Source organism: Acinetobacter sp. B51(2017), from assembly GCF_003711395.1.
Taxonomy (GTDB): Bacteria; Pseudomonadota; Gammaproteobacteria; order Pseudomonadales; family Moraxellaceae; genus Acinetobacter.
This window is the reverse complement of record NZ_PJRJ01000099.1, coordinates 1-432: the sequence shown is the minus strand read 5'-3', so window position 1 is coordinate 432 and position 432 is coordinate 1. Positions and strand designations below refer to the sequence as shown.

General features: G+C 40.3%; 1 protein-coding gene. It reads left to right on the top strand.

Annotation, left to right across the window (positions count from 1 at the left end):
* A partial coding sequence (locus CYK47_RS15550) for an IS982 family transposase (protein ID WP_164709240.1) occupies window positions 1-432 on the top strand: 432 nt, incomplete at both ends.

Here is a 432-nt window from a genome sequence, read left to right as displayed (position 1 = left end):
TTTATTTGATCAACCAACATCAACTCGCACTTCAAGCATTACATATTTCTTTAGCTTCCAATGCTCAAACAACGTGTGCTTGGGTTGACTCTACAACTCTACCTGTATGTAAAAATCAGCGTATTCAACGTCATAAATCTTTAAAACAAATTGCCACACGAGGAAAAAGTTCTATGGGTTGGTTCTATGGATGCAAATTGCATGTACTGGTGGATGCTCAGGGGCAATTTATTCGGACCCAACTCTCGAATGGTCATACTTCAGATATCAAGATTCTTCCGAAGCTCGCTCAAGGATACATCGGTAAGATCTTTGGAGATCGTGGCTACATCAGTGAGATTTTAAAAGATAAGCTAGGAGCGCAAGGTGTTGAATTGATTACGTATCATCGCAAGAACATGCGACCATTAGAACTCTCATTAGAGGATGAGC